Below are 16,978 nucleotides of genomic sequence, written 5' to 3'. Positions count from 1 at the left end.
AGCCCCGATGTCCACGATCAAGCCCAGCTCGTGGCTGGCACAGCATGCAACGCGGTTGCCGCACGCCGTCGGCCGCGTCCTCGAACGTGCGGTCACCGAGCCCGCACGCCAGGTGGGGACCAACGTCGCCGACGCGGCGCCGTTCGCCGACGGGATCGAGTCACGCCTGCACCAGGCCGACAGCGCCATCGAGCGCGCGAAGGAGCTCGAGGCCCGGGCCGCCGAGAAGGCGGTCCGGGCGCGGGAGGCGTCCGAGGAGGCGCAGGCGGTCCGCGACCGCGGCGCCGACGACGTACGCCGCACCCGCGAGGACACCGACGAGCGTGTCGAGCAGGTGGTCGCCGAGGCCCAGAAGGAGGCCGACGACTACGTCGCCGCCAAGCGGCAACGGGCCCGGGAGAACGCCGACGCCGACGTCGCGGAGGCCCAGGAGCGAGCCGAGGAGCGCGCGGCCGAGGCCGAGGGGCGGGCCGAGAAGGCACGCGCCGAGGCCGAGGAGGCGGTCGCGCACGCCCGGGAGCAGATGGCCGAGGCCCGCCGGATGGCGGACGAGGCCGCGCGGGCGGCGCGGGAGGCGGCCGAGCAGGCCCGGGAGCGGGCCGACGAGCTGGCGCGCGAGGCCGACGAGCGCGTGGGCGAGGCCGAGCGCCGCACCCGGGCGGTCTCGGAGCAGGGGCGCAGCCTCGCCGGCACCGCCGACGAGGACCCGCTCGACCTCGAGGCGATGCACAAGGCCGACCTGCTCGACCTCGCCCGGGACATGGGCATCGACGTGAACGGCAGCCAGCTCAAGAAAGAGCTGGTGACGGCCATCCGTCGCGGGCGCTCGCGCGCCTCGGCCTGACCGAGACCACCACCGAGACACCACTGACGAAACCACCGACGAAGGGAGCCCTGATGCTCGGCACCAAGACGATCGGCCGCAGCCTGGTCTTCGGCCTCGGCTACCTGGCGGGAAGCCGGGCCGGCAAGGAGCGCTACGAGCAGCTCACCACTGCCGGCCGCTCATTCGCGGGCCAGCTGCGCAAGCAGCTGGCCGACGCACCCGACACCTCGCCGTCCACGGTCGCCGGTGCGGCCCGGCGCGCGTGGGACGACTCCGACATCACGCTCGGGGGGTCGTGATCCCGGTGCGGATCACGATCCACCTCGTCGCGCGGCTGGTCCGGGTGCCGCTGCTGCGGGTGGACGGCACCATCACCCTCGAGGACCACGTCGCCGGCGAGGGACCGCACAGGGACGTGCTCGCGGGTCGACGTGACCTCCCGGTCGGCCAGCTGCTGGCGCTCGCCGAGTCCGAGCTGGCCGCGGCCGGGCACGGCCCCGTCAGTGCCGGAGCTTGAGCCGGACGTTGGGCATCTCGGGCGCCGGGATGGCGTCCATGTCGATGTCGACCACCCCGAAGCGGCCGTCGACCTGGCGGCCGTCGACGATCTGGCGCTGCCACTCCTCGCGGAAGCCGACGATCTCCTCGTGGGTGCGGCCGATGAAGTTCCACCACATGACGATGGGCTCGCCGAACGGCGGCCCGCCCAGCACCAGCAGCCGGGCCTCCTCGTGGGCGGTCACGGTGAGGGTGGCGCTCCCGGGCGGGACGTAGGCGAGGTCGCTCGGCTTGATCTCGGTGCCCTCCACGTCGATCACGCCGACGTCGAGCATCAGGCCGTGCTCGAAGGACGCGTCGACCTCGATCTCGAGGGTCTTGCCGGTCGCCAGCATCAGCTCGGCGCCGACGAGCGGCGTGTGGGTGGGCACGGGCGAGGACGCGCCGAGCAGCTCGCCGAGGAACACCCGGGCCTCCCAGCCCGGACCGCGCACGGGCTGCGGCACGAAGTGCTCGAAGCCCGGCTCGACGTCGCGGGTCTCCTCCGGGAGGGCGATCCAGAGCTGGGCGCCGTGCAGCACGGAGGTCCCGGGCGTGGACACCTCGGAGTGGCTGATGCCGTGACCGGCGGTCATCAGGTTGAGCTCGCCGGGCCTCACGAGGGCGTGGTTGCCCGCGGAGTCGCGGTGCTCGATCTCGCCCTCGAAGAGCCAGCTCGCGGTCTGCAGACCGGTGTGCGGGTGGGGCGCGACGACCATGCCGCCGGTGTGGTCGACCTCGTCGGGACCGTAGTGGTCGACGAAGCACCACGCGCCGATCAGGGACCGGTGGCGTTGCGGGAGCGTGCGTCGTACGCGCATGGCCCGGGGACCGCCCAGCGGGACCTCGCGCGAGGTGAGCACGTCGATCGCGGTCATCGCCCGCCACGGTACCCGGCTCCGGCAATCCGTGGGGTGGAGTCGCGAAGACCCGCGACTTTGGTCGCAGGACCGGGTCGCGGTCAGCTCAGGTGGTGGGGGGCGTCGTCCCGGTGGGAGCCCGTGGACTGGTCCGACGATCCCCGCGAGCCGCGGTCGGTCGCACCGCCCTGGTCCTGGCGGTCGAGGCGCACCACGACCGACTTGTAGACCGGCGTGTTGCTCTTGTCGGCCGTCGATCCGAGGGGGACGAGGGCGTTGGCCTCGGGGTAGTAGGCGGCCACGCACCCCCGAGGTTGGTCGTAGGGAACAACGCGGAAGGACGGGGCGGTGCGCTCCACGCCGTCGCGCCACTCGCTGACCAGGTCGACCACGTCCCCCTCCGCGAAGCCGAGGTCGCGGAGGTCGTCGGGGTTGACGAAGACGACACGACGTCCGCCCGAGACCCCGCGGTAGCGGTCGTCGAGGCCGTAGATCGTGGTGTTGAACTGGTCGTGCGACCGCATCGTCTGCAGCAGGAAGCGTCCCGGCGGCACGTCGAGCACGTCGAGCGGGGTCGCGGTGAGGACCGCACGGCCGCTCGGCGTCTCGAAGACGCGGTTGTCGCGCGGCGGGTGCGGCAGCACGAAGCCTCCGGGCTCGTCGACCTTCTCCTCGTACGACGCGCAGCCGGGGACGACGCGCGAGATCCGGCGGCGGATCTCGCTGTAGTCGTCGCGGAAGGCTGCCCACGGGACCGGGGAGTCGTCCAGCGTGGCCAGGGCGAGGGAGCAGATGATGTCGACCTCCGAGCGCAGGTGCTCCGAGGGCGGGTCGAGGGGGCCGTGGGAGGCGTGCACGGCCGACATCGAGTCCTCGACGGTCACCCGCTGCACCCGGCCGCCGGTGAGGTCCTTCTCGCTGCGGCCGAGCGGGGGGAGGATCAACGCCTCACCTCCGTGCACGACGTGCGAGCGGTTGAGCTTGGTGGACACGTGCACCGTGAGCGCGGCGTTGCGCATCGCCGCCTCCGTCGCCTCCGTGTCTGGGGCGGCGCCCACGAAGTTGCCGCCCATCGCGAAGAACACGCGGATCTTGCCGTCGCGCAGCGCCTGGATGGAGCCGACGGTGTCGAGACCGTGCTCGCGCGGCGGCTCGAAGCCGAACTCGTCGCGCACCGCGTCGAGGAAGTGGTCGGGCACGCGCTCCCAGATGCCCATGGTGCGGTCGCCCTGGACGTTGGAGTGGCCGCGCACCGGGCACACGCCGGCACCCGGCTTGCCGATGTTGCCCTGGAGCAGGGCCACGTTGACGATCTCCTTGATGGTGCCGACCGCGTTGTGGTGCTGGGTGATGCCCATCGCCCAGCAGGTGACCGTGGCCGGCGACTCGGCGATCATCCGGGCCGCCTCGGTGATCTGCTCGCGGGTGAGGCCGGTCGACGCCTCGACCTTGCCCCAGTCGAGGTCGGCCACGTGGGCGACGTACGCGTCGAGGCCGGTCGTGTACCGGTCGAGGAAGTCGTGGTCGAGCGCGTCCCACTCGACCAGCAGGGCACCGACCGCCTGGAAGAACGCGAGGTCGCCGTTGAGCCGGATGGGCAGGTGGAGGTCGGCCAGCGCCGTGCCGACCGTGAGGCCCTTGGCCTTCTGCGGGTTCTTGAAGCGGACCAGCCCCGCCTCCTGGAGCGGGTTGATCGCGATGATCTTCGCGCCGCGGGACTTCGCCTCCTCGAGCGCCGAGAGCATGCGGGGGTGGTTGGTGCCGGGGTTCTGCCCGACGACCAGGAGCAGCTTGGCCTGGTGGATGTCCTCGAGGCTGACCGAGCCCTTGCCGATGCCGATCGTGTCCACGAGCGCCGAGCCGGAGGACTCGTGGCACATGTTCGAGCAGTCGGGCAGGTTGTTGGTGCCGAGGCTGCGGGCGAAGAGCTGGTAGACGAACGCGGCCTCGTTGGAGGTCTTGCCCGAGGTGTAGAAGGTGGCCTGGTCGGGATGGTCGAGGCCCCGCAGGTGACCGGCGATCGTCGCGAACGCGTCGTCCCACGAGATCGGGGTGTAGTGGGTGGCACCCGGTCGCAGGACCATCGGCTCGGTGAGGCGGCCCTGCTTGCCGAGCCAGTACTCGGTGCGGCCGGAGAGGTCCGCCACGGAGTGGGTCGCGAAGAACTCGCGGTCGAGGAGCTGCCGGGTCGCCTCCTCGGCGACGGCCTTGGCGCCGTTCTCGCAGAACTCCGCCACGTGCCGGTGCCCGGCGGCCGGGTCCGGCCAGGCGCAGCCCTGGCAGTCGAAGCCGTCGACCTGGTTGAGCCTCGTCAGGGTCGAGGCAGCGCGACGTACGCCCATCTGGCCGACGGCGCGCCGCATCGCGACTCCGACGGCCGTGGCACCGGCGGCCGCGTGGGCCGTCGACTCGACCTCGACGTCGGCCTCGTCGATGTCGAGCTCCGGCACACCGCGCAGCCGGTCGGTCAGCTTCTTCGTCAAACGGCTCACGTCCTCATACTGCCGCAGAGTGTGACGCGCACAACCACCCGGAATAGTGGGCGGGTCCGGGCAGGTTGGTGCCTCTCGTGCCTTCACTCTTCGAGCCCCTGACCCTCGGTGCGGTCCGCACCGACAACCGCGTCCTGATGGCCCCGTTGACCCGGATGCGGGCCACCGTCCCCGGCGACGTGCCCAACGAGCTGATGCGCGACTACTACGTGCAGCGGGCGGGTGCGGGGCTGCTGATCTCCGAGGGCACCCAGGTCAGCCCGGAGGGCAAGGGCTACATGGACACCCCGGGCATCCACAGCGCCGAGCAGGTCGCCGGCTGGCGCACGATCACCGACGCGGTGCACGAGGCGGGCGGGCTGATCGCGGCCCAGCTGTGGCACGTCGGCCGGGTCTCGCACGAGTCCTTCCACGACGGCGCGCTGCCGGTGTCGGCGAGCGCCCTCCCCTACCGCAACCGCACCACCGTGCGTGGCGACGACGGCCGCCCCACGCGGGTCGCCTGCCCCACGCCGCGTGCCCTCGAGCTCGCCGAGATCCCCCGCCTGCTCGAGGACTTCCGCCGCGCCACCGTGAACGCCCGCGAGGCCGGCTTCGACCTGGTCGAGATCCACGGCGCCCACGGCTACCTGCTGCACCAGTTCCTGGCGGCCGACAGCAACCAGCGCACGGACGAGTACGGCGGATCGCTGGCCAACCGCGCCCGCCTGGTGCTCGAGGTCACCGACGCCGTCATCGACGCCTGGTCCGCCGACCGTGTGGCGGTGCGGATCTCGCCGATCGGCTCGTTCAACGGCACCACCGACCCCGAGGGCGCGGCGGCCGGGCTGCACGTCGCCCGTGAGCTCGGCGCGCGCGGGCTGGCGTTCCTCCACCTCTCCGAGCCCGACTGGGCCGGCGGCCCGGTGCTGGACGAGGACTACCGCCGTGCGCTGCGCGAGGCGCACCCCGGGCCCATCGTGGGGGCCGGCAACTACGACCTCGACAAGGCGGAGCGGCTGCTGCGCGCGGGGCTCGTCGACGCTGCGGCCTTCGGCCGGTCGTTCATCGCCAACCCCGACCTCCCGCGCCGCCTCGCGGAGGGCCTGCCGCTCAACGTCCCGCAGCCGGACACCTTCTACGGCGGCTCCGAGGCGGGCTACACCGACTACCCGGCGTACGGCGCCGCCTGAGCCGAGCCCGTCGTAATTGCCTCGTGCCGGTGCGGGGCGGACGCCTAGGCTCGTCCTCGTCATGCAGGACTTCCCACCCCGGATCGCGACGTTCTTCTCCGGTTCAGACGACGCACCCTCGCCGGATCCCGACACCCGGTCGCCCGCGGCGTTCCTCCGGTGGATGCTCCGGCAGCAGTGGCAGGTCATCACGCTGTCGGCGCTGTCGTGCCTGCTGTGGCTGATGCCCCTGACCTTCGGTCCCTACATCTTCGGCCGGGCCGTCGACGACGGCATCCTCGGCGGCTCGGAGAGCGACCTGCTGCGGTGGGCTGGCGTGATGCTCGCGGTGGTCTGCGTGGGCGGCGTCTTCGGCGTCGTCTTCCACACGCTGGTCGTGCGCACCTGGCTCATCGGCCTCTACGGCACGACCCAGATGGTGACCCGCAAGGTCGCCCAGATGGGGCACGTGCTGCCGCGGCGGTCCCCGACCGGCGAGGTGCTCAGCGTCTCGTCCAGCGACTCCGACGAGTTCGGCGCGCTGACCGAGATCATCGCCCGCGCGGCCGCGCAGCTCGTGTCCTACCTGACGGTCGCGGCGATCGTCCTGTCGATGTCGTGGCAGCTCGGCCTGCTGGTGCTGGTGGCCGCGCCCGTCCTGCTCGGCGCCGCGCTTCCCCTGCTGCGGCCGCTGCACCGCCGCCAGGAGGTCGAGCGCAGCCGCAACTCCGAGCTGACCTCGATGGCCACCGACATCGTCGCCGGGCTGCGCATCCTGCGCGGCATCGGCGGCGAGGACACCTTCGGCCGCAACTACGCCGCGCAGTCGCAGTCCGCCCGGCAGGCCGGAGTCTCCTCGGGGGTCTGGCAGGCCGCGGTCGAGGCGGTCGGCGTGCTCTTCTCCGGCGTCTTCCTCGTCAGCCTGGTGTGGCTCGGCACCCGGCAGGTGAGCGCCGGCGACATCAGCGTCGGGCAGCTGGTCAGCTTCCTGGGCTACGGCCTGTTCATGGTCGGCCCGATCCGCACCTTCTTCGAGCTCGCCCAGAAGTCGACGCGCGCCCTCGTGAGCGCGCGCAAGGCGATCGCGATCTTCGAGCAGCGTCCCCCGTGGCGCGACCCGGAGGTCCCCCAGCCGCTCGACGGCTCCGCCGACCTCGTCGACGACCTGAGCGGGTTCCACGCCCGCGCCGGCCTGCTGACCGTGGTCGTCAGCGCCGTGCCCGAGCAGAGCGCCGCACTGGCCGACCGGCTGGGCCGCTATCTGCCGCCCGACACCGACCCGGTGGGCGAGGACGACGGCGCAGGGCTCAAGGGCCGCACCGCCCGCCGTGCCCGCGCCGACCGGGAGCGACGCCGCGCCCGCATCGCCGCCCGCGACGAGGAGGCCGCCACCCGCGCGTGGGGCGTCCGGCTGGGAGGCGTGGACCTGTCCGCCGCCAGCCTCGTCGACGTACGCCGCCAGGTGCTGGTCAGCGACACGGGCAGCGGCCTCTTCGCCGGCACCCTCCAGGACGCCATCGACCCGCACGGCCGGCTGACCCGCGAGCAGGCGGAGGAGGCCCTGCGGGTCGCCAACGCCGAGGACGTCTACGACGCGCTGCCGGAGGGCTGGCAGGGCCAGCTCGACGAGCGCGGCCGCGGGCTCTCCGGCGGGCAGCGGCAGCGCGTCGTGCTGGCCCGCGCGCTGGCCGTCGACGCCCCGGTCCTGGTCCTGGTCGAGCCGACGTCGGCGGTCGACGCCCACACCGAGGCCCGGATCGCCGAGCGGGTCAGCGGGCTGCGTCGCGGGCGAACGACGGTCGTCTGCACCGTGTCGCCGCTCTGGCTGCACCACGCCGACCGCGTCGTGCTGCTCCAGGACGGCCGCGTCGTCGCCGACGGCGAGCATGCCGACCTCCTCAGGGACAACGACACCTACCGCGGCGTGGTGGCCCGGTCGCTCGACGACGAGGTCGAGGGGGTGTCGCGATGACCGACCTGCTGGCGACCTCGTCGCAGACCTGGCGCGACCGGACGCTCGACCCGCCGGTGATCCCCGCCGAGCTCCACCCGCCGGCCGACGCGACGCCGCTGGAGCGCAACGCCGCGCTCTGGGCGCGCCACGACCTGCGCCGGCAGCGGGCGGAGGCGGTGTACGACGCCTCCCGCAACCCGGAGCGCGGGTGGCCCGTCTCCGGCAACCGCGCGGTGCTCGCGTTCTTCCGCGACCTGCTCGCCAGCCGCCGTGGCAGGTTCACCGCGCTGGTGGTGCTCAACGCCCTCGCCGCCGCGACCGCGCTGGTGGTGCCCCGCCTGCTGGGCGAGCTGGTCAACACCACGGTCGACGGCACCGGCCGGTCCCTCGACCGGCTCGCGCTCGTGATCGTCGGCGTCGTGCTGCTGCAGGCGGCCTTCACCTTCGTCGCCCAGCGCACGTCGACGCTGTTCGGGCAGGACCTGCTGTCGACCGCGCGCGAGTACATCGTGCGCACCATCCTCCGGCTGCCGCTCGGAGCCGTGGAGAGCGCGAGCACCGGCGACCTGGTCACCCGCGTGACCCGCGACGTCGGCACGATGAGCCGGTCCGTCCAGTACGGCCTGCCCATGGCGATCATCTCGCTGCTGACCGTGGTGCTGTCGATCGGCGCGATGCTGCTCAACTCCGTCGTCCTCGCGGTCCCGGCGCTCCTCACGTTCGCCACGTCGTCGTGGGCCGTGCGCAGCTACCTCCGCCGCGCGCCCAAGGGCTACATCACCGAGGGAGCGACGTACTCACGGATCAACACGACCCTCACCGAGACCGTCGAGGGCGCCCGCACCGTCGAGGCGCTGGGCCTGTCCGGGGCGCGGGTGCGCGCGGGCGACGACGACATCGAGGTGTCCGCGCAGGCCGAGCGCTACGGCATGACGCTGCGCAACATCCTCTTCATGGCGCTCAACTTCGCGTTCCAGACGCCGCGGGTCGTCACCCTGCTCGTCGGCGCCTACGCCTACACGCGCGGGTGGGTCGACCTCGGCCAGATCACCGCCGCGGTGCTCTACGTCGAGGCACTGGGGGATCCTCTGGACCGGCTCATCGGCGAGGTCGACCGCCTCCAGGTCGGCGCCGCGTCGACGAGCCGCCTGCTCGGCATCGCCGAGGTGCGTCCCGACCGCGAGGCGGGCGACCGGCTGCCGGACGGTGTCGACCTGGTGGGCGAGGACCTCCGGTTCGCCTACCGCGAGGGGCACGACGTGCTGCACGGCGTCGACCTGCGCCTCGGCGTGGGCGAGCGGCTGGCCATCGTGGGCCCCAGCGGGTCGGGCAAGTCCACCCTCGGCCGGCTGCTGTCGGGCATCAACCGGCCGCGCACCGGCACCGCCCGGGTCGGCGGCGTCGACCTGGTCGACCTGCCGCTGGAGGTGCTGCGCACCGAGGTCGCGCTGGTCACCCAGGAGCACCACGTCTTCATCGGGTCGGTGCGCGACAACATCGTGCTGGCCCGCGAGGACTCCGACGACGACGCCGTGCGCGCGGCCCTCCTGGCGGTCGGCTCGCTGGCATGGGTCGAGCGGCTGCCCCAGGGGCTCGACACGGTCATCGGGTCCGGGCGCTTCGCCCTGACACCGGCCCAGGCCCAGCAGGTCGCGCTCGCCCGGCTGATCATCGCCGACCCGCACACCCTCGTGCTCGACGAGGCGACGTCGCTGATCGACCCCCGCACGGCGCGCACCCTCGAGGGGTCGATGAACAACCTGCTCGAGGGCCGCACCGTCGTGGCGATCGCCCACCGGCTGCACACCGCCCACGACGCCGACCGCATCGCGGTGGTCATCGACGGCGGCATCGTCGAGCTCGGCAGCCATCACGAGCTGCTCGAGCTCGACGGGGAGTACGCCGCGCTCTGGCGCGCCTGGACGTCCTGAGGCGGCTCGAGCCGGTCAGCCGCACTGCCAGGTGAACGACGCCTCCTGCGGCGGGGCGTCGTCGCGGACCAGCCAGTGGAGCTGACCGACGTCGCCCCACATCATCTCGGCGCGCTCGTCGGACGCGAGCTGGAGCAGCGACCGCCACCGGGGCAGGGCGTCCACCACCGCCGGATCGCCCCAGTCGAAGGGCTCCCCGTCGACGGCCCGGCGGACCTGCTCGACCTCGTACTCGACCGGCCCCTGCTGCGGAGTGGGGTGCCCACCGAGCTGGTGCGTGTCGAAGCCGTTCCACGGCGAGGCGCCGAGCGCGTCCCTCAGGCTGTCGAGGTCCTCCCGAGCAACACCGTGGCGTCGCCACGCGTCGGCGACCCACGGCAGCTCGAAGGACGGCCAGGTGAGGATCCTCTCGCCCGTGAGCGGCACCGTCGGATAGGGCCGGAGTCCAGGAGGGGCTGGCGTCAGCAGGTCGGTGACCTGCTCGCGGGTGCTCAGGTCGGGTCGCAGGTGCACCACCCGCGCGCCGTGGCGGGTGGCGGCGTCCCAGGTGCCCACCGTCGTCATGACGTCATCGAGGTAGCGCCCGTCATAGTAGAAGAACGCGAGGGAGCCGACGTCCGGCAGCGCCAGCTCCGGGAGCAGGGGCGCAGCCGTCGCGAGGTCCACGGTGAGCACATGGGAGAGAGGTCCCACGCCCTCCCAGACCGGCCAGCTGTTGAGCGGGAGCGCGGGCAGTCCGCCGAGCTGGGCGACCACTGCCTCGCCGTCGGCCGCGGCGCGCAGCCGGAGCGCGGGCCGCAGCCACCGGAGGAACTCGGCGGCCGCCGTGCTCGGGAGGTGTGCCTCGGCGAGCGCTCGCAGGTCGACCTCGCACTCGGCTTCCCGGCCCGTCGCGGTCGGGCTCGGCGGCGCGGAGGCCGGCGGGCGCCACGGCGGGACCTCCGCTGGCTCCTCGCCCGGCGCGGCGGCGAACCGCACCTGCTCGACGCGCCCATCCGGGTGCCTCAGCTCGAGCACGGCGTCGAGTGACCCGTCAGGTGCCAGACGCACACCGGCGGTGCTCGCACCGTAGCTGCCGCCAGGCAGGGGCTGCTGCCGGGACGAGGCCTCCAGGTGCTCGGTCTGCCGGCGCTGCAGCAGCGCCTGGAGGGCAGCGTGGCGAGCCATCAGCTCGCTGTACTGTCCGTCGCCGCCCGCGTCACGTCGCCCCCGTCGCATGGCGCGAGCGTAACGACCGGACAGATCCGCTCGCTGCCGGTCCTCAGCTGTTGCTGAAGACCGCGGGTCCGCCGTCGTCGCCGGTGCTGTCCGGTCCGCGGCCGGCCCAGGTCCAGGCGTAGGCCGGGTCCTCCACGGCGAGGCCGCCCTCGCCGAGCTCGAGCGGGGCGAAGGTGTCGACCATGACGGCCGACTCGTCGAAGTACTGCACGCCGAGGCTGGCCTCGATCGCGCTGGGCTGCGGACCGTGCGCGTGGCCGCCGGGGTGCAGGCTGATCGAGCCGAGGTTGATGCCCGATCCCTTGCGGGCCTCGTAGTCGCCGCCTACGTAGAACATCACCTCGTCGGAGTCGACGTTGGAGTGGTAGTAGGGCACCGGGATCGCGAGGTCGTGGTAGTCGACCTTGCGGGGCAGGAAGTTGCAGATCACGAAGTTCCAGCCCTCGAAGACCTGGTGCACCGGCGGCGGCTGGTGGACCTTGCCGGTGATCGGCATGAAGTCCTCGATGTTGAACGTGTAGGGGTAGAGGCAGCCGTCCCAGCCGACCACGTCGAAGGGGTGCGTGGCGTACGTCAGCCGGGTGCCGACGATGCCCGCGCTGGTGCGGTGCTTGACCAGCACCTCGACGTCGGCGCCCTCGACCTGGAGCGTCTCGGCCGGACCGACGAGGTCGCGCTCGCAGTAGGGCGCGTGCTCGAGGAACTGGCCGAAGCGAGAGAGGTAGCGCTTGGGCGGGTGGATGTGGGAGTTGGCCTCGATCGCGTAGAGCCGCGACGGCTCGGCCGGCACCCAGCGGTGGTCGGTGGCGCGCGGCACGATCACGTAGTCGCCGGGCCGGTAGGCGATGGTGCCGAAGACCGTCTCGACGACGCCGCTGCCGGACTCGACGTAGACGCACTCGTCACCGATCGCGTTGCGGTAGAGCGGCGAGGGGTCGGTGCCGGTGACGACGTAGCCGATCCGGACGTCGTTGTTGCCCAGCACCATCCGGCGACCCTCGACCGGGCAGCTCCCCGTCTCGAGGTCGTGGAGCTTGAGGTGGCGCGGCTTGAGCGGGTGGTTGGGCGTGCGCGACTGGTCGGGCAGCTCCCAGACCTGGCTGTCGGTGATCGCGCTGGGCACGCCGCGGTGGTAGAGCAGGGACGAGTCGGAGGAGAAGCCCTCCTCCCCCATCAGCTCCTCGCGCAGCAGCCGGCCCTCGTCGTCGCGCAGCTGCGTGTGGCGCTGCCGGGGCAGCCGGCCGAGTGCTCGGTAGTGGGCCATCGGTCCGCTCCATTCGTCCGATCATCGGACGCTGACGTCCGCTATCTGGTGGCTAGAGTAGTCGCGTGTCCCCCACACCTCCACCCCCCGATCCCTTCCCGGCCGCGTGGCAGGGGCTGGTCGACGACGCGGCGATCTTCCCGCCGGGCAACGCCGACCTCCCCGACGCGCTGACGGCGTACGAGGCCCGCGACGCCGAGTGGTGGGCCGGACTGGTCGGGTCGTTCGTGGCCCGCGACACCGACCTCGGGTCCGTGCCCGCCGGGGTGCCGGTCTCGGTCGTGCTCACCTCCGGGGCCGGTGCCGTCGAGGGTGTGGCGTCGCTGGCCGCTCGCAAGGGCCTGACCCTCGCCGGCCTCGAGGTCGCGGTGCGCGACGCCGACGACCCGGTCGGCAACGTGCGCCGCATCGACGCCGCGGTCCGCGCCGCCGAGCTCGAGGCGCCGGTGTTCGTCGAGGTCCCCGGCCCGGCGACGGCCCAGTGGCTGGCCGCTGCCGACGAGGTCGCCGCCTGCGACCACCGGCTCAAGCTCCGGCTCGGGCACGTCGACCACGACCTCATCCCCGACTCCGCGACCGTCGCCGCCTGGGTCGACGCGGCGCTCGACCGGGAGGTCCGCTTCAAGGCGACGGCGGGTCTGCACCGCGCCGTACGCCACGAACCCGAGGGCGGCGGCGCCCACGGCTTCCTCAACGTGCTGGCCGCGACCGCGACCCTGTGGGACGGCGGCACGACCGACGAGGCCGCGGAGGTGCTGGAGCAGCGCGAGGGCTCCGCCCTGACCGCCGTCGACGTGGCCGCTGCCCGCCGGTGGTTCACCTCGTTCGGCTCGTGCTCGGTGACCGAGCCGCTCGACGACCTCATCTCACTCGGATTGGTGGAGAAACCATGACTGCGACGACCTGGGTCGAGGGAGCCGCGGGCTCCGGCTTCGACGTCGACCACCTCCCCTACGGCGTGTTCGCGCGCTCCGGGGAGCACCCCCGGGTGGCCGTGCGCATCGGCGACCAGGTGCTCGACCTGAGCATCGTGGCGGCCGCCGACATGGTCGACACCCACGCGCTCTACGACCAGCCGACGCTGAACCCGTTCATGGCCGCGGGACCCGCCGTCTGGGAGTCGACGCGCGCCTGGATCACCGGGCTGCTCACCGACGAGACCGAGCGCGACCTCGTCGAGCCGGCGCTCTCGCCGGTCGACTCGGTGCGGATGCTGATGCCGTTCACCGTCGGCGACTACGTCGACTTCTACGCCTCCGAGCACCACGCCTCCAACGTCGGTCGGATCTTCCGGCCCGACCAGGAGCCGCTGCTGCCCAACTGGAAGCACCTCCCCGTCGGCTACCACGGCCGCTCCGGCACCGTCGTGGTCTCGGGCACCGACGTGGTGCGCCCCAGCGGCCAGCGGAAGGCGGCGACGGCCGAGTCGCCGACCTACGGGCCGTCGCAGCGGCTCGACATCGAGGCCGAGCTCGGCTTCGTCGTCGGCGTCCCCTCGGCGATGGGCGAGCGGGTCGCCACCGGCGACTTCGCGCGGCACACCTTCGGTGTCGTCGGCCTCAACGACTGGTCCGCGCGCGACATCCAGGCGTGGGAGTACGTCCCGCTCGGCCCGTTCCTGGGCAAGTCCTTCGCGACGTCGATCAGCGCGTGGGTGACCCCGATGGCCGCGCTGGACGCCGCGTGGACCGACCTGCCGGGACAGGACCCCGAGCCGCTCGACTACCTCCGGGTCGACGGGCCCGCGGGTCTCGACATCGAGGTCGAGGTGGTCCTCGACGGCGAGGTCGTGGCACGCCCGCCCTACCGGGAGATGTACTGGTCGCCGGCCCAGATGCTCGCGCACACCACCGTCAACGGCGCGAGCCTGCGCACCGGCGACCTCTGGGCGTCCGGCACGATCTCCGGCCCCGAGCGCGACCAGCGCGGCTCGCTGCTGGAGCTGAGCTGGGGCGGCAAGGAGCCGTTCACGGCCGGCGGCCGCGAACGCACGTACCTCGAGGACGGCGACGAGGTCGTGCTGCGCTACACCGCACCGGGGACCGGCGGCGGGCGGATCTCCCTCGGCGAGGTCGCCGGGCGCATCCTCCCGGCCCACTGACGGCCGACGAGTCGTCGGGCTCCGTTCACCTCGCTGCGCGACCGTGCGCCCATGCGCATCGCCCAGCTGGCCAACTTCGTCGGACCCGCGTCGGGGGGCATGCGCACCGCGCTGCGCGCCCTGGGCGCGGGCTACGTGGAGGCGGGCTGCCGCCGCCTCCTCGTCGTGCCCGGCCCGGAGGACGCACGCACGTCGACCCCGCTCGGTGACGTCGTCCAGCTGCGCGCACCGCGCGTCGGCGGCGGCTACCGGCTCATCGTCGAGCCGTGGCGGGTCACCGAGGTCCTCGAGCAGTGGGAGCCGACCTCCATCGAGCTGAGCGACAAGCTCACCCTGCTGCCCGTGGCCCGCTGGGCACGGCGCAGCGGCGTCGGCTCCGTGCTGCTCTCGCACGAGCGGCTCGGCGACATGCTCGCCCTCCGCACCGGCTTCGACGCCACCAGCAAGGTCTCCATCGGCCTGCTCAACCGGCTGCTCGTGCGCAGCGTCGACGCGGTGGTCGTCACCTCGGAGTACGCGCGCGAGGAGTTCCAGGAGGCGGCCGACGCGGCCGACTGCCCCGTCGTGCGGGTGCCCCTCGGCGTCGACCTCGACACGTTCCGCCCGCACGCGCGCGGCCCGGTCGAGGAGCTCCGGCTGGTGCATGCCGGACGGCTCTCGCGCGAGAAGAGCCCTCACCTCGCGGTGGCCACCGCCGTCGAGCTGCACCGACGCGGCGTACCCATCCGCCTGGACGTGTACGGCGTGGGCCCGCACCGCGACGAGCTGGTCGACATCGCCGGCGACGCCCCGGTGCGGTTCCGTGGGTACGTCGACTCGCCCGCCCGCCTCAGCCGGGCGCTCGCGCACGCCGACGTCGCGCTCAGCGTGTGCCCGAGCGAGACCTTCGGCCTGGCCGTCCTCGAGGCCCTGGCGTCCGGCACCCCGGTCGTGACCGCGGACCGCGGCGGGGCGCGTGAGCTGGTCGACGCAGGCTCCGGCGCGTGGGCCGACCCGGACCCGGTCGCACTCGCCGATGCCGTGCTGGCGGCGACCGCGCGTCCCGTCGCCGCCCGCCGGGCCGCCGCGCGCCGACGTGCCGAGCGCTACCCCTGGTCGACGACCGTGGCGTCGATGCTCGCGGTCCACTCGTCGGTGGCGATGCCCGCCAGCCGCTCGCGCGCGCGGCGGGTGATCAGCAGCAGCACGGCCGCCGCGGCCACGACCAGCGAGCCGATCACGATCGCCAGGTAGGCGCCGTGCAGCGACGAGTCCATCGGCGCCACCAGCCCCGAGACCAGCGACACGGCGACGAGCGCCGCCGTCGCACCGCGGCCGAGCCGCTGGACGGCGACGAACGGGACCACCCAGAGGAAGTACCAGAGGTGCACCACCGGGCTGAGCGCGACCGTCGCGGCCATGACCAGCGCGAGCGCCCGGACGGACTGCCGCGCGTCACCTGTGGGCAGCCGGACCAGCACCCAGCCGACGACCCCGACGATGCCGACCTGGGCGAGCAGCCGGACCAGGCCGAGGAAGGTCTCGTCCGGCGTGCCGGCCCCGGCGGCCTGGGCGACCAGGTCGAGCCACCCACCGACGAGGGTGGGCAGCGACAGCGGGGTGTTGACGGTGCCGGGCACCGCCAGGGCGCCGAGCCAGCCGATGCCGAGCCCCCAGACGACGCCGGGCAGGACCAGCGCGGCCAGCGCCACGGCAGCCACCCGGACCGTGTGGCGTGCGCGCGCCGCGAGGGACGCGGCGGCGGGGAGCGTCACCAGCACGACGGCGACGCAGGCCAGGCCGCCGGGGAGCTTCACGCCGGCGGCGAGGCCGCCGAGGACGGCACCGGCGACCCAGCCGTGCTCGCGCGCGAGGACCAGCGCGGCCGCCATCAGTCCGACCATGAGCAGGTCGTTGTGGAGGCCGGCGACGCCGTTGGAGACCATCAGCGGCGAGGCGAGCACCAGGCACGACGCCAGGGCCGGGTTGGCGCCGCACCATCGGGCCAGCCGCGGCACGGCCCACGCCAGCAGGACCAGGCCGACCAGCGCGACCATCCGGTGCGCCACGACCAGCAGCCAGGGGTCGGAGGTGAGGCCGGCCGCGAGGTCGCCGCCGATCAGGGGGACCGGCCCGTACGGCGCCGGCGTGGCCATCCAGCGGGCGTCCACGCCCTCGACGATCGGGCCGGGGACCGACCGGGGCCCGACCAGGCTCCAGGGGCCGTGCTCGTAGGGCGAGATCCCGCGGTGGGCGAGCGTGCCCTGGGCGGCGTACGACCAGCCGTCGCGGGAGAAGAGCGGCGGTGCGAGCAGCAGCGGGAGGGTCCACGTCACGGTGGCGGCGCGCACGCGGGTGAGCAGCGCCGGCTGCTCCGGCCCGTCGGCGCGGGCGCACGCCTGGCTGAGGTGCAGCCAGGCCGAGGCGAGCATGCCGAGCCCGACCAGCACCACGACGAGCCCGGCCATCCGGCCGACGGCCGAGCCGCGCACCACCTGGAGGACGTCGACCTCCGCGACGGTGGCGCTCGGCGGGATGGCCGCCATGACCAGTCCACCGAGCAGGACGAGCACGCTGCCGACGAGTCCCCGGGCCACCACGCAGCGGACGGTAGGGCCCGCTCCCGACCGCGGTCCGACGCCCGGGTGAACGCCGGACCAATCCC

General features: G+C 73.6%; 13 protein-coding genes and 1 pseudogene. 9 read left to right on the top strand and 5 right to left on the bottom strand.

Going from position 1 to position 16,978, the window contains the following annotated elements; genetic code table 11:
* Positions 1 to 7: 7 nt before the first annotated feature.
* From ACE3QY_RS03975 to ACE3QY_RS03965, 3 genes are read left to right on the top strand one after another with little or no spacing between them, the layout of a single operon-like run.
* Positions 8 to 844, top strand: a complete 837-nt coding sequence (locus ACE3QY_RS03975) for a hypothetical protein (protein ID WP_374454702.1) — start codon at positions 8 to 10, stop codon at positions 842 to 844.
* 53 nt (positions 845 to 897) lie between these two features.
* Positions 898 to 1,125: a hypothetical protein gene (locus ACE3QY_RS03970; RefSeq protein WP_374454701.1), complete on the top strand. Its 228-nt coding sequence runs from the start codon at positions 898 to 900 to the stop codon at positions 1,123 to 1,125.
* Positions 1,122 to 1,343 (top strand): hypothetical protein, encoded by a 222-nt coding sequence (locus ACE3QY_RS03965; RefSeq protein WP_374454700.1) that lies wholly within the window; start codon positions 1,122 to 1,124, stop codon positions 1,341 to 1,343. Before ACE3QY_RS03970 ends, ACE3QY_RS03965 begins: the two co-directional genes overlap by 4 nt.
* Here ACE3QY_RS03965 and ACE3QY_RS03960 read toward each other — a convergent pair.
* Positions 1,327 to 2,241: a pirin family protein gene (locus ACE3QY_RS03960; RefSeq protein ID WP_374454699.1), complete on the bottom strand. Its 915-nt coding sequence runs from the start codon at positions 2,239 to 2,241 to the stop codon at positions 1,327 to 1,329. The genes ACE3QY_RS03965 and ACE3QY_RS03960 overlap by 17 nt on opposite strands.
* 83 nt (positions 2,242 to 2,324) lie before the next feature.
* Positions 2,325 to 4,715: an FdhF/YdeP family oxidoreductase gene (locus tag ACE3QY_RS03955; RefSeq protein ID WP_374454698.1), complete on the bottom strand. Its 2,391-nt coding sequence runs from the start codon at positions 4,713 to 4,715 to the stop codon at positions 2,325 to 2,327.
* Between the two features lie 77 nt (positions 4,716 to 4,792).
* Between ACE3QY_RS03955 and nemA the strand changes: the two genes are divergently transcribed.
* From nemA to ACE3QY_RS03940, 3 genes are all read left to right on the top strand, one after another.
* Positions 4,793 to 5,887, top strand: coding sequence for an N-ethylmaleimide reductase (gene nemA / locus ACE3QY_RS03950; protein ID WP_374454697.1), 1,095 nt, complete (start codon positions 4,793 to 4,795; stop codon positions 5,885 to 5,887).
* Between the two features lie 61 nt (positions 5,888 to 5,948).
* Positions 5,949 to 7,838, top strand: a complete 1,890-nt coding sequence (locus ACE3QY_RS03945) for an ABC transporter transmembrane domain-containing protein (protein WP_374454696.1) — start codon at positions 5,949 to 5,951, stop codon at positions 7,836 to 7,838.
* Positions 7,835 to 9,751, top strand: a complete 1,917-nt coding sequence (locus ACE3QY_RS03940; RefSeq protein WP_374454695.1) for an ABC transporter ATP-binding protein — start codon at positions 7,835 to 7,837, stop codon at positions 9,749 to 9,751. Before ACE3QY_RS03945 ends, ACE3QY_RS03940 begins: the two co-directional genes overlap by 4 nt.
* Before the next feature lie 15 nt (positions 9,752 to 9,766).
* On the opposite strand, the gene ACE3QY_RS03935 is transcribed toward ACE3QY_RS03940, so the two are convergent.
* Entirely contained in the window at positions 9,767 to 10,918 is a 1,152-nt protein-coding gene (locus ACE3QY_RS03935; RefSeq protein ID WP_374454694.1) for a DUF1963 domain-containing protein, read from the bottom strand.
* 94 nt (positions 10,919 to 11,012) lie between these two features.
* Complete coding sequence (locus tag ACE3QY_RS03930; RefSeq protein ID WP_374454693.1) at positions 11,013 to 12,233, bottom strand: homogentisate 1,2-dioxygenase; 1,221 nt, start codon at positions 12,231 to 12,233, stop codon at positions 11,013 to 11,015.
* 65 nt (positions 12,234 to 12,298) lie between these two features.
* Here ACE3QY_RS03930 and ACE3QY_RS03925 point away from each other — a divergent pair, with 65 nt between their 5' ends.
* The 3 genes from ACE3QY_RS03925 to ACE3QY_RS03915 are packed head-to-tail and all read left to right on the top strand — an operon-like array spanning position 12,299 to position 15,567.
* Positions 12,299 to 13,126, top strand: a complete 828-nt coding sequence (locus ACE3QY_RS03925; protein ID WP_374454692.1) for a hypothetical protein — start codon at positions 12,299 to 12,301, stop codon at positions 13,124 to 13,126.
* Positions 13,123 to 14,334: a fumarylacetoacetase gene (gene fahA / locus ACE3QY_RS03920; RefSeq protein ID WP_374454691.1), complete on the top strand. Its 1,212-nt coding sequence runs from the start codon at positions 13,123 to 13,125 to the stop codon at positions 14,332 to 14,334. Before ACE3QY_RS03925 ends, fahA begins: the two co-directional genes overlap by 4 nt.
* Before the next feature lie 51 nt (positions 14,335 to 14,385).
* Complete coding sequence (locus ACE3QY_RS03915) at positions 14,386 to 15,567, top strand: glycosyltransferase (protein WP_374454690.1); 1,182 nt, start codon at positions 14,386 to 14,388, stop codon at positions 15,565 to 15,567.
* Here ACE3QY_RS03915 and mptB read toward each other — a convergent pair.
* Positions 15,561 to 16,859, bottom strand: a pseudogene (gene mptB / locus ACE3QY_RS03910) (polyprenol phosphomannose-dependent alpha 1,6 mannosyltransferase MptB); the annotation flags it as partial. The gene ACE3QY_RS03915 and the pseudogene mptB overlap by 7 nt on opposite strands.
* Between the last annotated feature and the right edge of the window lie 119 nt (positions 16,860 to 16,978).

The organism is Nocardioides sp., from assembly GCF_041913365.1.
GTDB lineage: Bacteria > Actinomycetota > Actinomycetes > Propionibacteriales > Nocardioidaceae > Nocardioides.
Note: the sequence above shows the minus strand (reverse complement) of the source record. Positions and strands in the feature narration are given on the sequence as shown.

Excerpts from the sequence above, each read along its gene's own strand:
- ACE3QY_RS03975 (WP_374454702.1), top strand. The coding sequence starts at position 8 with ATGTCCACGATCAAGCCCAGCTCGTGGCTGGCACAGCATGCAACGCGG.
- ACE3QY_RS03970 (WP_374454701.1), top strand. The coding sequence starts at position 898 with ATGCTCGGCACCAAGACGATCGGCCGCAGCCTGGTCTTCGGCCTCGGC.
- ACE3QY_RS03960 (WP_374454699.1), bottom strand. The coding sequence starts at position 2,241 with ATGACCGCGATCGACGTGCTCACCTCGCGCGAGGTCCCGCTGGGCGGT.
- ACE3QY_RS03945 (WP_374454696.1), top strand. The coding sequence starts at position 5,949 with ATGCAGGACTTCCCACCCCGGATCGCGACGTTCTTCTCCGGTTCAGAC.
- ACE3QY_RS03940 (WP_374454695.1), top strand. The coding sequence starts at position 7,835 with ATGACCGACCTGCTGGCGACCTCGTCGCAGACCTGGCGCGACCGGACG.
- ACE3QY_RS03935 (WP_374454694.1), bottom strand. The coding sequence starts at position 10,918 with ATGGCTCGCCACGCTGCCCTCCAGGCGCTGCTGCAGCGCCGGCAGACC.
- ACE3QY_RS03930 (WP_374454693.1), bottom strand. The coding sequence starts at position 12,233 with ATGGCCCACTACCGAGCACTCGGCCGGCTGCCCCGGCAGCGCCACACG.
- fahA (WP_374454691.1), top strand. The coding sequence starts at position 13,123 with ATGACTGCGACGACCTGGGTCGAGGGAGCCGCGGGCTCCGGCTTCGAC.
- ACE3QY_RS03915 (WP_374454690.1), top strand. The coding sequence starts at position 14,386 with ATGCGCATCGCCCAGCTGGCCAACTTCGTCGGACCCGCGTCGGGGGGC.